Below are 15,337 nucleotides of genomic sequence, written 5' to 3'. Positions count from 1 at the left end.
AATTTATAGCGGCCTTAATAGGCATAAGGCAAAGTAATTATTATCGTCTTGCCATGTTTGCTCTAAACTTAAATTAGCTTGTGCCGCAAGCTGTTTAAACGATTCTAGGGTGTACTTATGAGAATTTTCGGTATGAATACTTTCACCTTGTTTAAAATTAATTTGTTGGTTATTAATTATCACTGTTTGCTCGCAAAGGCTCACTAAGTGCATTTCTATGCGGTTATGCTGCTCGTTATAACGTGATTCATGGTTAAAATTGGCTAAATTAAATGATCCATTTAGTTCGTCATTGATTCGTTGTAATAAGTTTTTATTAAATGCAGCGGTTACACCGAGTTTATCGTCGTATGCATCTAACAGTACTTGGCGCTGTTTTACCAAGTCAATCCCAATTAAAACATAGCCATTTACACCACATAAATGCTGAAAGTTTCTCATTATTTCAATGGCTTTAAGCGTGTTAAAATTACCTAAGGTGGAGCCCGGGAAATACACTAAATTAGTTTGGCTATCGAGGGCGGTTTCTTTAATAAGCTGTTTAACCATTGCGCTATCGGTAAAGTCGCCTAATAACGGAGCAATAACCAGTTCAGGGAATAATGGCGATAAATGCGCTAATGAATAGTTAAGCATTTCTGTAGATATTTCGAACGGTACAAACGTTTTTACTTTGCTCATATGAGCTAATAAGTGGGCAATTTTTTTGCCTGAACCACAACCGGGTTCTATTATTGATAAGCTTTCAGGTAGGATTTGTGCAATCTCTTTTGAGTACCTTTCTAAAATAGCCAGCTCAGTACGGGTTACGTAATACTCTTGCAGCCTTGTTATTTGCTCAAATAATGCAGCCCCCTTGTCGTCATAAAAATATTTACAGGGGAGTGATTTTTGTTGCTGGGTTAAGCCACTTATTACATCTGTTAAAAACTCACAGTTGCTTATAGAGGTATTTATACTGCACTGCTTTATTGTTGTCATTTGGCTCATGTTTTATCCTTAGCGAGTCTTATACCACTACACATCCAGGCTTGATGGGGATAATAAAAGTTTCTGTAGGTTGTACGTAAATGATTAGCAGGAGTTAACACGCAACCGCCACGTAATACCATTTGATTGCTCATAAACTTACCATTGTACTCTCCTGCCACGCCTGCAATTGGCTTAAAACCTGGGTAAGGTAAATAAGCACTGTTTGTCCATTGCCAGCAGCTATCTGTAAGCTGCCCAATAGCAGCGCTACTATCGGCCATATTTGGCAATAAAAGTGACGTGTGCGCTGTATTACTTGGTGCGTGTTGCTGGGCTGCATATTCCCATTCAAACTCTGTGGGCAGGCGTGCATTAACAAAACTTGCATAAGCGCTGGCCTCATAATAACTAACATGACAAACCGGCGCGGCTAAGTTAAGGGGTAATAATCCGTAATGGGTAAACTCAAACCACTCCCCGTTTATATAATGCCAATACAATGGCTGTGTTAAATTATTAGCCTGTATATGTGCCCAGCCGTCACTTAGCCAATGTTGCGGGTTGCTATAGCCTGAGCTATTAATAAAGCCTAAATACTCTGCATTAGTCACTAATCTATTAGCAAAGCTAAATGGATGAACCAGCACAGAGTGCTTAGGTTGTTCGTTATCGTAGGCAAATTGGTTTTCAGCATTGCTCCCTATATTTATAATTGCTTGGTCAAAGTTTATAAACTTTATAGCGGCACTGGATTGCTGGTTTGGTACTTGAGTTGGCTTTAGTGATTGGTACGCAGGAAATATTGGGTTAATAGAAAAGTTATACTTAATATCCATCAACATTAGCTCTTGGTGTTGTTGCTCGTGATTTAGGCCAAGAGTAATTATTTGCTCTATTTCTGAGGTTATAGCAGTATTTAACACGCTTATAACAGCTTCATCAATATATCGTCTGTATGCTATTACGTCATCAAGACTCGGCCTCGATAGGCTGCCTCTGTTGCCCCGCTTAAATTGCTCACCAATTCCGTTGTAGTAAGAATTAAATAATATTTTAAACTCAGGGTTAAATACTTTGTAATTACGGCTATGAATGCAGAGTAAAAATGTTTCAAAAAACCAACTGGTATGCGCAAGATGCCATTTACTTGGGCTTACGTCGGCCATTGCTTGTAATTGACAGTCTTCTGCACTTAACGCACTAATGAGTGATAGGCTATATTTACGTACCGATTTAAAATGCTCACTAAGCTCATTTTTTCCAACTAAATGTTTAATATCATTAGTCATAGTCGCAATTTACTCCTTTAACTACTTTACTGTTAAAATATAACCTAATGTTAAATCATATACTAAGTATTCCTAGATTAAAGGGGCGTTTATATTAGGCACCTTTAATTAGCAGCTTATTAGTATTTACATACTCCGTGACAGTAATTATTTACCTATGTGTTTTTATAATTCTGATTTCGGATAATATGCGCTGATTTATAAGTGTTCTCGTATATGTATTTGTAAATAGTAAACTAATTTAACAAGTTAGAGAGTGTTTGTTTTTTATACTTAAAAGCAACAAATATCATCATTTTGACTATAATATCAGCAGTCTAAATACAAAATCATTTACATTTAGTATTTAACTCATACACTAGTAAAGTTAATGATCAAAAATCAGATTAGTTAGTCTTCTAATTATTTGTGTTTAAACTAATATAATTACAAGACTAATATAATTAATTACGACACTGGGTAACATCCAGGGTTAGAACAACAAATGAGGTATTGCATGAGCGAAGAGCATGACAAATATAGTATTGATAGTACGGACTATACCGTAGGTCAAGACAACGTACAAAAATGGGGGTTAGATATACATAACTCTGTTTTCGGCATAAGTGCTGGTCTGATTGTCATCTTTTTGATCGCTATTTTAGTTACCGATCCACAAACAGCTAAGTCTGCACTTGATAGTATAAAAACAGATATTATTAATAACTTTGATGCCTTATTTATGTGGGCTGCTAACTTTTTCGTTATTTTTTGTTTAGCACTTATTGTATCGCCTTACGGTAAAATACGTTTAGGGGGAGATGATGCAGTACCTACTCACTCTCGCCTTTCATGGTTAGCTATGTTATTTGCTGCAGGTATGGGTATTGGCTTAATGTTTTGGGGTGTTGCAGAACCGCTTGCTTATTATACTGGCTGGTTTGAAACACCTTTAAATGTAGCTCCTAATACACCAGAGGCAGCAAAACTAGCAATGGGCGCAACTATGTTCCATTGGGGTCTACATCCGTGGGCTATTTATGCAGTTGTCGCACTTTCACTTGCATTCTTTACTTATAACAAAGGCTTACCACTGTCTATCCGTTCTATTTTTTATCCTATTTTAGGTGATAGAGCGTGGGGATGGCCTGGCCACCTTATCGACATTTTAGCTGTGCTTGCAACACTCTTTGGTCTTGCAACTTCACTAGGGCTAGGAGCACAACAAGCCTCTGCAGGTATAGATCATGTATTTGGTACCTCTGGCGGTGTTGGTTCACAAATTTTAGTTATTATTGGGGTTTCACTTTTAGCTATTATTTCGGTAGTTAGAGGGATTGATGGCGGAGTAAAAGTACTTAGTAATGCCAATATGTTAATTGCCTTGGTTTTACTTGTGTTTGTATTTTTAGTTGGCTTTGCTGTTGCTATAGGTAATGTTCCTACTACCATAATGGGCTATGTAGAAAATATTATTCCCTTAAGTAATCCTCATGGTCGTGAAGATGAAACCTGGATGCATGGCTGGACTGTATCGTACTGGGCGTGGTGGATTTCCTGGTCACCGTTTGTAGGTATGTTTATTGCGCGTGTTTCTCGTGGTCGTACTATACGTGAATTTTTAATTGCGGTATTACTAGTGCCTACTGCTGTTACTATTTTATGGATGTCTATATACGGCGGTATTGCTATTGATCAGGTGGTTAATAATGTAGGTGAGCTAGGTACTAACGGCCTTACTGAAGTACCACTTGCTATGTTCCAAATGTTTGATGCATTACCTTTGTCTAACATTTTATCGTTTGTAGCGATTATTTTAGTATTGGTGTTTTTTATTACGTCATCGGATTCTGGTTCATTGGTAATTGATTCGATCACGGCTGGTGGCAAAATTGATGCACCTGTACCACAACGTATCTTTTGGGCTGTAACCCAAGGTGCGGTAGCTGCCGCACTACTTTGGATAGGTGGAACTGAAGCTATACAAGCGCTGCAAGCTGGCGCTATATCTGCCGGGTTACCTTTTACTATTGTATTGTTGTTTATGTGTTTAAGCTTACTGTTGGGCTTACGTACTGAGCCTCGTACTAAAAAGTAACCGTACTTATTACCCTTACTGGTAATTATAAAAAGTACTAATAAAAACGCCGCAAATTATGCGGCGTTTTTTTATAGCTATAAAATAAAGTTTATATCCACAAATCATCTATCGGCGTATCTAAGCGATAATGATGACTCAGCTGCGCTTGTAACAACTCAGCTGTGGCCAATGCATCGGTTAGGGCATTATGGTTATTATAGGCAGGAAGTGAGTAGCGCTTACGACAATCATTTAATCGCAACGAGCCTATTTTAGAGTTAAATAACCGCCCTATTAAACCCTGACGTGCTGTTAATGCTCTTTTTTCAATATCCATAGTGTCAACTAACGCAAACTCTATGCCTTCGTGCAGCCTAAGTAACAACGCATTATTTAAAAATGGCCGCTCAATTGCTGCATAATGTACCACCACGACTTTACCGCTTAGCGCGGCAAGCAAAGGCTCAATAATACGATTAAAGTCTGGTGCATCATCAACCTCTGAGTGCGTAATACCATGAATGATTATTGATTCTTCATGTAAGTTTCTGCGCGGTTGTACTACCCAATGGCGGCTGTGCTTGCAGTATATTCGCTGTAAGTTAAAAGGCACTAAACCCACACTCACTATGTCATCTGCTTCGCTATCTAAGCCGGTGGTTTCAAAATCCATCGCTACAAATGGCACATCAGCTATTGCTGCAGCAGGCTGATTAAAAGCCGATGCATAAAACTGCTGTAACAAGGCATTTTCACTGCTATTTGCTAATTGCTGATACCTAAGCGACCAGTCAACTATTGCTTGCTTTTGCTTGCTCATAGAAAAATCACTTCACATTTGTATTTGAAATAAAGCTAAATTTTAGATAGTTTTGCGCTTTTTCAAGAATCGCAAATGCCTCTTTTAAATTACGCTGCTCAAACGGTGAAAGTTGATGCGGATCTAAATTATTATCGGGCTCTTCACCTTGCTCTATTTGTAATGCTTGATGACGAATTCGCATCATAGCTATATACTCCAGCGCATCTCGTAAATCTTGTGCTTTACCCTCGGGTAAACTTTTTGCGGCAATTATATCCTCAAGGCGGTCAAACGAGTTTTGTTTGCGTGAACCAATCGCTAATGCATGCACCCGTATAACATCCGAAAGTGGTGCGGTACCACGGCGTTTTAAGTTCATTGAGTGCTTATGCTGGCCGTTATGCTCTAAAACAAAACCTTTGAAGAACCCAAGAGGCGGCGTTCGATTACGCGCATTAGCAGCCATATTTGCCAAAAACACCCTATTTGCTTTGCTTTGTTTAGCAACAAAGACTTTGAGCTCATCGGCCCATTTTGTTTTACCCCAAACGCCGTCCAAATCAAAAAATATAGAGCTGTGTAATAACGTTTGTGGTTTTGGTTTTGCTATCCAATCTGCAAATTGCTCAAACCATTGAGAGCGAGTTTTACGCCACTTTTTAAATGACGCCATAATTTCGCCATCACAATAGGTGTAGCCGCATTGTGCTAAACCATCACAAACAAAATCAGCAATGTTTTGAAAGTACTCGTTATGTAACTCATCGTTGTAACTGTCATCTAAAATAAGCGCATTATCTTGATCCGTTACTATCAGTTGCTCATCGCGCGCCATGGAGCCTAAAGCAATAAAACAATAAGGCACGGGAGCTGGGCCATACTTTTCTTCAGCTAATATTAATAACCTTTGCTTAAAAGTACGGCCAATCACTGCCATGGCTGTACCAACCATATGAGAGTTTGCATCTTCGTTAACCATACGCACAAATACATTAGGTAACTGGCGGGCATAATGGGTTAAGTCTTCCACTGATTGCTGGGCCAAAATACCACGCACTAATAACAAGCTACTTTGCGACTCGTAACGTAAAATATCAGACAGTGATATTACCCCAATCGGCCTGCGTTTTTGCACTACCGGCAAATGATGCAGGCTGTCTCTTAACATAGCTAATACAGCTTCGAAAACGTAGGCATTAGCATCTAAAATCACTAAGTTAGTAGACATAATATGCTGTGCTTGAGTATCAAACGACAGCCCTGGCGCAACCACTTTATTACGTAAATCTCGGTCGGTAATTATGCCAACTACTTGGCCATCATCCTCTTCCGGGTCGTCGTTAACGGGCTTATTTATATCTGTAACCAGTACTGATGAAACCGCTTCTTCACTCATTAATTTAGCAACATCTTGCACCGTAGAAGTGGTTAATACTGTCACTACATCGCGATGAATAAGCGACTTTACTTTTGCTGTCGTTAAATCGTTACTGTCGGCTTGCTCAACAATAGCTTGGTGCAAACGTACATTGCCATCGGTTTCAAAGTAATCAGCAAATGCATCAAACTCATCGCAATAACGATTAAACAGTTCAACATTAATGCAGTAAACCAATGTGTCTTCTAGTGCAGTGGCCGGAAAACGCACTTTGCGGTTCATCAATAGGCCCATTTGGCCAAATATTCCACCCACGGCTAAACGATTATAAAGCTCGCCATTACGGCGATACATTTCTACCGAGCCGCTTCTTATAACGTACAAGTCGGCAATATCTTGGCCTAACTGTAAAATCTCTGTTTGCGCTCTAAAGTATGCAACTTCAACTTGTTGCGCCAGCTCGTTAAGCGCTTTAATGGGTAAATCGTTAAAAGGGGGATGCTGTGCTAAAAACTGCGCTATTTCTATTTGTTCGGCTTGCATAGTTGCTTCCTACATAGCGATATTATGATGTGTTTTATACTAATTTAATGCAATTGGTATTACCTAAAGACTAACATTACCAATCTTAGGTTAAAACATATAGTGGATACAAAAAAAGAGTCAATAATGACTCTTTTTAAATTAATTTAATAAAATATTATTTACTACGTTGGGCTTGTTTTTTAGCGTTTTTAGCCTCTTTACGTTGCTGTAAAATAGCTTGTGCTTCATTACCAATGTGGCCTTCGCCACGCGCTTGTGCAAGCTCTATTTGCTTTTGTCGCTCAGCAAAACGTTCTCTCTGCTCATCGCTTACATTATCAATACAATGGTGACACGACACGCCTTCCATATATTCAGCTTTTAACTTTTCGTCTTCGGTGATCGGCATACGACACGCATGACATTGGTCATACGAGCCTTTTTGTAAGTCATGATTAACCGCTACACGATTATCAAATACAAAACATTCGCCTTCCCACATGGTTTCATCTTTTGGTACTTCTTCAAGGTATTTTAAAATACCGCCTTCAAGATGGTACACTTCATCAAAGCCTTGCTCTTTCATATACGCTGTTGATTTTTCACAGCGGATACCGCCAGTACAAAACATAGCTACTTTTTTATGCTTGCTTGGATCAAGGTTTTCTTTAGCCCACTGCGGAAATTCACGGAATGTTTTGGTGTTAGGATCAACTGCGTTTTGAAAGGTGCCTATTTCAATTTCGTAATCGTTGCGGGTATCTATAAGTATCACTTCTGGGTCTGAAATTAATGCGTTCCATTCATTTGGCTTAACATAACTACCCACTACTTTTAGCGGATCGATGCCCTCAACCCCCATAGTCACAATTTCTTTTTTTAGTTTTACTTTGGTGCGGTAAAATGGGCATTCGTCATCGTAAGATTCTTTAGTAACAATGTTATTAAGGCTTGGCTGTTGTTCAAGCCATTTAAGAAGATTATCTATGCCAGCACGTTTAGCTGAAACCGTACCATTAATACCCTCAGAGGCGATTAGTAAAGTACCGCGAACTTCATTTGCCTCCATTACATCTAGTAATGGTTTTCTAAGCGCTTCAAACTCAGGTAATGCTACAAATTTATACAGTGCACACACTATAAAGTGCTCGCTGGTTAAATTGTCTTTATGAACAGCCGTCATATTTATTCCTATTTTGCTTTTTAATATATACCGAATCGTAAATCCGGCGCATCTTGGGCGCGTATTTTACGCTTTTTGTGATTAAATGCAAAAATTAGCCTTATAATTTGCATTTTACTGTTAGCCATACGCCTCTGTGGGCTATAATGCGCCGATAGAATTAAGATATAACTTGCTCATTTTGGAGAAACACACCTTGCACTTTACTGATCTTGGGATTGATAATCGCCTTGAAACACAACTAGCACATCAAGGGATCACCCAGCCTACCGACATTCAAGCACATGCAGTGCCTACAGCACTTGCAGGGCATGACATTTTCGCCCAGTCTAAAACAGGGTCAGGCAAAACCTTGGCGTTTTTATTACCCGCTGTTCAACGAGTAATGAAACAAAAAGCACTCAGTAAACGCGATCCTCGGGTACTTATTGTTGCTCCAACACGTGAGCTTGCTACGCAAGTATTTACACAACTGCGTTTATTAATCGCAGGTACAAACATTAAAGCCGTAAAAATACTCGGCGGCGAAAATTTTAATGACCAAATTAAAGCGCTTAGAAACGATCCGCAGTTTGTAGTTGCAACACCAGGTCGTCTAGCCGATCACCTTACAAAGCGTACGTTACAATTGAGCGGTCTTGAGCTGCTTATTTTTGATGAAGCAGACCGTATCCTAGATTTAGGCTTTACCGAACAACTTAAAATGATTAATGACTTGGCCGATCATCGCCTGCGCCAAACATTATTGTTTTCGGCTACACTAGATCATGCACAAGTAGATGCACTATCACGCAACTTATTAAAAAAGCCTAAGCAAATAATGCTCAGCGCTGCAAACGAGCAACACTCAGATATTAAACAAAGCTTATATCTTGCTGATCATCTTGATCATAAAGAAGCCTTACTTGAGCACTTTTTGAATCAAGACGATGTTGGCCAATGTATTATATTTACAGCTACCCGTGCAGATACCAGCCGTTTGAGCGAAGCGCTTTGCGCTAAAGGTTTTAAAGCACAGCCATTAGCAGGTGATTTAGCACAAAATAAGCGTCTCGATATTATGGATGCATTTAGCCGCGAAAACTTCAAAATATTAATAACCACAGATGTTGCGTCACGTGGCTTAGATTTACTCAGTGTTACCCATGTTATAAATTTTGATTTACCTAAACACGCTGAAGAATATGTTCACCGAATTGGGCGAACAGGTCGAGCTGGTTTTAAAGGCAGCGCACTGTCGTTAGTAGGCCCAAAAGATTGGCCAAGTTATTTAGCAATTAAAGCATTCTTAAATGATGAATTAAAGTTTGATAGCGTTGATGGTTTAAAAGCTAAATTTAAAGGGATTAAAGAAAAGAAACCAGTTGCAGTTTTAGCCACAGAAAAAACAGTAGCAGCTAAAAAGCCAGTGTTTAAACGCAAAGCTAAGCCTAAAAAACCATCTGCACCCATTAAAGCCCCTATTAATATTGATGGCGATACTCCTATGCGCCGTAGAAAAAAGCCTGAACAGGAATAATTATGAGTTACCTTGGAACCACACAAACCTTATTTGTAAAAGAAGTTAGTAACGAAGGTGCTTACCTAGACGGCCACGATTTAGGCGAAGTATTTTTACCAAAACAAGAAATAAAACATGAGCTTGAAGCTGGTGATAGCATTAGCGTATTTATATTTTTAGATAATGCTAATTTACCTACAGCAACAATTAAAAAGCCTCATGCACAAGTAGGTGAATATGCCCTACTGCGTGTTAAAGAAATTAATAGTATTGGTGCCTTTTTAGATTGGGGCTTAGAAAAAGATGTACTAGCGCCGTTTAATGAGCAAAAACCGCGTATGCAAGAAGGTCATTCGTATTTAGTGCGTTTGTACCTAGACAATGCCAGTAAGCGTATTTGTGCATCAAATAACTTTAATCGTTTTTTATCTAAAGATGAGCCGCAATACACCCATTTACAAGAAGTCGATTTGATCATAGCGGGTAAAACTGACATTGGTTACAAAGTCCTTATTGAAGAATCTCACTTTGGTGTTATTTTTTACAATATGGTATTTAAAAGCTTATTTGTAGGGCAAAAACTAAAAGGCTTTATTCAAAAAGTGCGTGAAGATGGCAAAATTGACGTTGTATTAGAAAAACCAGGTATGGCTAAAGTTAGTAATCTTGGCGATGTTATAATGGAAAAGCTAAAAGAGGAAGGTGGCGTTATTGCTTTAGGTGATAAGTCTGATCCTGAAACAATTAAGAAAATATTTTCGACCAGTAAAGCTAATTATAAAAAGGCAATTGGTGGATTATTTAAACTAGGATTAATAGAAATTGAAGCGAAATCCATTCGCTTAAAATAACAATTTATTATTATGCGTTGAGTGTAGCCTAAGTGCTGCACTTAGCGCTTATAACTAACCTTTCACTACCCAATAATATATTTATACGGCAAAGTACATTGTGTATATTGCTTAGCGTAATTGAGCACTTCTTCTTTATTTTGCAAATTTAATGGCGCTAAACGAAATACTTTATCTTCACAATCTCGTTTAAGGCTATCATGGCTATCTACACATTCGTGTGAAGTTACATGCTGTTGACTTAATCTATCCTCATTTTTATAACAAAGGTGATAAGCGTAATTTTGCATTGTTTGTTTAAAATCGAATATATTTACGGGATATATAGCAACAATATCCGTAACTGTCGTTACTCCATCATACACTTTATTAGAAAAAACATATTTGTTTACTGAAAATCCAGCAACAATAATCACTATAGAACCTAACATTAGTCTCAAAATAAAACCCTTACTGCATTTTGATTTTATTAATGTAACATAAAACAAACATCTCGCAAGGGTTCTGGCAATAAAGTCTGAACTTTTGTTAAATTATTCTATAGATTTATTAACATCTGCCAAAACAGTAACAGGATTGTCTGCTTGAGTAATTGGACGTCCGATCACCAAGTAATCGCTGCCTGCATCTATAGCTTGTTTAGGAGTCATAATGCGTTTTTGATCGCCAGCATCACTCCCTACTGGGCGAATACCAGGCGTTACTAGCTTAAAGCCTGCGCCTAACTCTGCTTTTAATTGTTGTGCTTCTTGAGCAGAGCAAACAACACCATCAAGTCCTGCTTCTTTTGCCAGCTTCGCTAAATAAATAACTTGCTCTTGTGGTGTTTTTTCTACGCCTAAACGCTTTAACTCTGTCTCATCCATACTCGTTAGCACGGTAACAGCAATTAATAATGGGGCTTTATCGCCAAATGGAGCTAGTGCTTGTTTAGCTTTGCTCATCATCTCAAAGCCACCACTTGCATGCACATTAACCATCCATACACCCATTTTTGCCGCCGCAGTCACTGCTTTTGCCACTGTGTTAGGAATATCATGAAATTTTAAATCTAAAAACACATCAAAACCTAAATCAATTAACTCTTTTACAAATGCAGGGCCAAAGTAAGTAAACATTTCTTTACCTACTTTAAGGCGACATGAATCGGGTGATAGCTGTTTTACAAAGTCTAAAGCGGCTTGCTGATCATCGTAATCGAGTGCAATAAGAATTTTTTTTGATTTTTCGAAAGGCATAACTATCCTACTTTATAGCGAAAGTGTTATTTGAAAACTAAAAGATTAAAATCCGTCTAAGCCCTTGCTTGGTACAGTAGTTTCCCAATGCTTACAAGAAGGACAATTCCAATAAATTGTATAACTAGTAAAGCCACAATGCTGACATTGAAAGTCTGGTTTGGTGGCAATATAAGAAGTGACCAGTTTATCTATTTGGTCGAGCACCTCTTTAGTATTTTTATCTTGAGCGCCCATTAGTTGTAATAAAAAACTAAACCCGCGTATGGTTGGTTGGCGCTTTAAGCTATCAGTTAAAAACTCAAAAGCTTGCTCTGTATTACCTTGCTCTAACAAAGCTTGGCAATGTTGTATTTTTATTAGCACGCCACCTTTGTCGAGTAACTCACTGATCAGCTGATGAAATTGATGAGTTAAATTTAGATGCTTATAACAATGTGCTAATTTATCGACAAATAAAGGAGCAAAAAATGTAAATTGGCAAATTAATTCGCGCCAATAGTAAATTGCCTTTACGTAGTCTTCTTTAGTATATGCAGACAAACCAAGTTCATATAAAGGACGTATCGCTTTATGATTCAAACTAATGGCTTTGCGCATTAATGAGGGGTTATTATCACTTAACGCCAGCTCACAGTAAAAGTTAGCTATGGCTTTAAAGTGTTGTTCTTTTGAAAATAATTCACTATGCGCTTCAAACATATTAATCCCTTTTTGCCACTCTCGGGTTTGCGAATATAGAGTGATAATAGGATCTAATGCTTCACTGTGGTCCATTTTAACAAGCCAAACTAAATGCTCTTCGGCACTATCTAATAGCCCAGCCATAACATAATCTTCTGCTAATTCTAAACGACTAGCAGCAGCTTGTTGCTCATTAAGGCTTGGGTGTTTTAAAAGGAGTTCGTGAATTTTTATTGCGCGGTCTAGCTCGCCTCTGCGGCGAAACATAGTTGCAAGCGTTGAATAATGTTCAACCGAGTCAGCTGCAACTTCTAGTAAATTAATTAAATGTTCAAGGCCTTGATCTTCTTCCCTGTCGAGTAAAAACTTTAAGCCTTTACTATATTCAGAGGTGATCTGCCGATTAAATTGATGAGCTTGATTTTTAGCACTGTTTTTTCCCATTATCCAGCCGTAACCGGCAGCCACAGGAAGTAGTAAAAATAACAGCTCAATCATAATTATGAGTCTTTATCAGCAGCAGGCTTTTTTTTATTTTGTTCAGGTGCTAACTGTTTTTTTAAACGATAATTTTGCCACTTAAGTTGTGAAAACAATTTAAAGCTTACAAAACAACCAATTACAACACCTAATAAAAAGCAAATACTTATTATAACGGCTAAAGGCAATGTATTGCTGGCTATAATATAGTTTATTTGTACTAATTGTGGATTTTGAGAACCCAATACAAATGCACTGATCAAGCAAAGTGCAACCAGAATAATTTTTAATACCTTAAACAAGTACCCTACTCCAATAAGTTAACTAGGCAATGCTCTCGTTTACACGATCACGTAATTCTTTACCTGGTTTAAAATGTGGTACATGTTTACCATCTAGCTCTACTGTTTCGCCAGTCTTAGGGTTACGACCGGTACGTGGAGCGCGATAATGCAAAGAAAAACTACCAAAACCTCTGATCTCAATACGATCTGAAGAAGATAATGAGCCGGCCATTTGTTCAAGAATTTCTTTTACTGCATTTTCAACATCTTTCACTGGAACGTGTGCATGTTGCTGTGCAAGTGTTTCTATCAGTTCTGACTTAGTCATAGCATTTCCTTAAAAGAAATAATGGAAGGGCATAAACTGCCCTTCCAATTAAAGACTGATTAATTAGTCTTTTTGTGCATTTGCGAAAGCAGCAGCCATTGCGTTTTCAAACACTGGCTCGTCTTTCTTAAGCTTTTCTATTACTTCTTTCTCTTCAGCTTCGAAAAGAGCTTTAACAGATAAGCTTAAAGTGCGGTTCTTGCGATCAACACCAACATATTTAACTTCAATTTCGTCGCCTACAGAAACAACAGTAGTTGCATCTTCAACGCGCTCTTGAGCGATATCAGCTACACGGATGTAACCTTCAACGCCTTCGATAAGTTCAATAGTTGCGCCTTTAGCATCAACTTCAGTCACTTTACCTTTAACAATAGCACCTTTTTTGTTTGCATCAAGGTAGTTATTGAATGGGTCAGCTTCGATTTGCTTAACACCTAGAGAGATACGTTCGCGCTCTGGGTCAACTTGCAATACGATAGCAGTGATTTCGTCGCCTTTCTTGAATTCACGTACAGCGTCTTCGCCAGGTGTATTCCAAGAAATGTCTGAAAGGTGTACAAGACCATCAATACCACCGTCAAGACCGATAAAGATACCGAAGTCAGTGATTGATTTGATCTTACCAGTAACTTGGTCGCCTTTGTTTTGTAGACGAGCAAATTCCTGCCAAGGATTAGCAATACATTGCTTAAGACCAAGAGAAATACGACGACGTTCTTCGTCGATTTCAAGAACCATAACTTCAACGCTGTCGCCAAGGCTAACAACTTTTGAAGGATGGATGTTCTTGTTAGTCCAATCCATTTCAGAAACGTGAACTAAACCTTCAACGCCTTCTTCGATTTCCACGAAACAGCCGTAATCTGTAAGGTTAGTAACACGACCAGAAAGTTTAGAACCTTCTGGGTAACGACCAGCGATAGCTGCCCATGGATCTTCGCCAAGCTGTTTAAGGCCTAGAGATACACGAGTTTTATCTTTGTCGAATTTAAGAACTTTAACTGCGATTTCGTCGCCAACATTAACGATTTCTGAAGGGTGCTTAACACGCTTCCACGCCATATCAGTAATGTGTAGTAGACCATCAACACCACCAAGGTCAACGAATGCACCGTAGTCAGTAAGGTTCTTAACGATACCTTTAACTTCTTGGCCTTCAACAAGGTTAGCAAGAAGCTCTTCACGTTCTTGTGAGTTTTCAGATTCGATAACTGCACGACGTGAAACAACAACGTTGTTACGTTTTTGATCAAGCTTAATTACTTTAAATTCAAGCTCTTTGCCTTCAAGGTGAGTTGTGTCACGTACTGGACGAACATCAACAAGTGAACCAGGTAGGAAAGCACGGATTGAATCAACTTCAACTGTGAAACCGCCTTTAACTTTACCGTTGATAACACCAGTAACAGTTTCTTGCTCTTCACATGCTTTCTCAAGACGGATCCACGCTTCGTGACGCTTCGCTTTCTCACGAGAAAGGATAGTTTCACCGAAACCGTCTTCAATTGCATCTAGTGCAACATCTACTTCGTCGCCAACAGCAACTTCAAGTTCACCAGCAGCATTTTTGAACTGCTCAGCAGGGATAGCACTTTCTGATTTAAGACCAGCATCTACAAGTACAATGTTGTTCTCGATTGAGATTACTGTACCTTTAACGATAGAGCCTTGCTCTGCTTCAAAACCCTTTAAGCTTTCTTCAAATAACTGCGCAAAATTTTCTGACATACGAATATACGTCTCTATATATTATACCAATA

At 38.6% G+C, this 15,337-nt stretch carries 14 protein-coding genes; 3 read left to right on the top strand and 11 right to left on the bottom strand.

The window, feature by feature from the left end:
* Positions 1-3: 3 nt before the first annotated feature.
* Together egtD and egtB are read right to left on the bottom strand one after the other, a co-directional pair.
* Complete coding sequence (gene egtD, locus RB215_RS07250; RefSeq protein ID WP_086996097.1) at positions 4-990, bottom strand: L-histidine N(alpha)-methyltransferase; 987 nt, start codon at positions 988-990, stop codon at positions 4-6.
* Positions 987-2,261 (bottom strand): ergothioneine biosynthesis protein EgtB, encoded by a 1,275-nt coding sequence (gene egtB, locus RB215_RS07245; protein ID WP_309217109.1) that lies wholly within the window; start codon positions 2,259-2,261, stop codon positions 987-989. The genes egtD and egtB overlap by 4 nt, the downstream gene beginning before the upstream one ends.
* 496 nt (positions 2,262-2,757) lie before the next feature.
* On the opposite strand from egtB, the gene RB215_RS07240 reads away from it, so the two are divergent.
* Positions 2,758-4,338, top strand: a complete 1,581-nt coding sequence (locus tag RB215_RS07240; RefSeq protein ID WP_011328116.1) for a BCCT family transporter — start codon at positions 2,758-2,760, stop codon at positions 4,336-4,338.
* Between the two features lie 91 nt (positions 4,339-4,429).
* Here RB215_RS07240 and RB215_RS07235 read toward each other — a convergent pair whose 3' ends face one another.
* From RB215_RS07235 to RB215_RS07225, 3 genes are all read right to left on the bottom strand, one after another.
* On the bottom strand, positions 4,430-5,140 hold the full coding sequence (locus RB215_RS07235; RefSeq protein WP_011328115.1) for a 3'-5' exonuclease: 711 nt from the start codon (positions 5,138-5,140) through the stop codon (positions 4,430-4,432).
* A 7-nt stretch (positions 5,141-5,147) separates the two neighbouring features.
* Positions 5,148-7,043 (bottom strand): putative nucleotidyltransferase substrate binding domain-containing protein, encoded by a 1,896-nt coding sequence (locus tag RB215_RS07230; RefSeq protein WP_011328114.1) that lies wholly within the window; start codon positions 7,041-7,043, stop codon positions 5,148-5,150.
* A 157-nt stretch (positions 7,044-7,200) separates the two neighbouring features.
* Positions 7,201-8,208, bottom strand: coding sequence for a rhodanese-related sulfurtransferase (locus RB215_RS07225; protein WP_011328113.1), 1,008 nt, complete (start codon positions 8,206-8,208; stop codon positions 7,201-7,203).
* A gap of 196 nt (positions 8,209-8,404) precedes the next feature.
* Between RB215_RS07225 and RB215_RS07220 the strand changes: the two genes are divergently transcribed.
* Positions 8,405-9,727 carry a DEAD/DEAH box helicase gene (locus RB215_RS07220; RefSeq protein ID WP_011328112.1) on the top strand — a complete coding sequence of 441 codons (1,323 nt, stop codon included), beginning with the start codon at positions 8,405-8,407 and terminating at the stop codon, positions 9,725-9,727.
* Positions 9,728-9,729: 2 nt separating this feature from the next.
* The gene (locus RB215_RS07215; RefSeq protein WP_058373336.1) at positions 9,730-10,560 is read left to right on the top strand and encodes a S1 RNA-binding domain-containing protein; all 831 of its coding nucleotides are present in this window, start codon (positions 9,730-9,732) and stop codon (positions 10,558-10,560) included.
* A 65-nt stretch (positions 10,561-10,625) separates the two neighbouring features.
* Here the strand turns inward: RB215_RS07215 and RB215_RS07210 are convergent, their stop codons facing one another.
* From RB215_RS07210 to rpsA, 6 genes are all read right to left on the bottom strand, one after another.
* Entirely contained in the window at positions 10,626-11,000 is a 375-nt protein-coding gene (locus RB215_RS07210) for a hypothetical protein (RefSeq protein ID WP_309217108.1), read from the bottom strand.
* Positions 11,001-11,093: 93 nt separating this feature from the next.
* Positions 11,094-11,798 (bottom strand): orotidine-5'-phosphate decarboxylase, encoded by a 705-nt coding sequence (gene pyrF, locus RB215_RS07205; RefSeq protein ID WP_208834333.1) that lies wholly within the window; start codon positions 11,796-11,798, stop codon positions 11,094-11,096.
* Positions 11,799-11,843: 45 nt separating this feature from the next.
* Complete coding sequence (gene lapB / locus RB215_RS07200; protein ID WP_086996072.1) at positions 11,844-12,980, bottom strand: lipopolysaccharide assembly protein LapB; 1,137 nt, start codon at positions 12,978-12,980, stop codon at positions 11,844-11,846.
* 2 nt (positions 12,981-12,982) lie between these two features.
* A complete protein-coding gene (locus RB215_RS07195) occupies positions 12,983-13,264 on the bottom strand; it encodes a lipopolysaccharide assembly protein LapA domain-containing protein (protein ID WP_011328107.1) in 282 nt (93 codons plus the stop codon).
* A gap of 22 nt (positions 13,265-13,286) precedes the next feature.
* The gene (gene ihfB / locus RB215_RS07190; RefSeq protein WP_011328106.1) at positions 13,287-13,574 is read right to left on the bottom strand and encodes an integration host factor subunit beta; all 288 of its coding nucleotides are present in this window, start codon (positions 13,572-13,574) and stop codon (positions 13,287-13,289) included.
* Positions 13,575-13,637: 63 nt separating this feature from the next.
* The gene (gene rpsA, locus RB215_RS07185; RefSeq protein ID WP_011328105.1) at positions 13,638-15,305 is read right to left on the bottom strand and encodes a 30S ribosomal protein S1; all 1,668 of its coding nucleotides are present in this window, start codon (positions 15,303-15,305) and stop codon (positions 13,638-13,640) included.
* Positions 15,306-15,337: the final 32 nt, after the last annotated feature.

This window comes from Pseudoalteromonas sp. HL-AS2, from assembly GCF_031198805.1.
Taxonomy (GTDB): domain Bacteria; phylum Pseudomonadota; class Gammaproteobacteria; order Enterobacterales; family Alteromonadaceae; genus Pseudoalteromonas; species Pseudoalteromonas nigrifaciens.
Note: the sequence above shows the minus strand (reverse complement) of the source record. Positions and strands in the feature narration are given on the sequence as shown.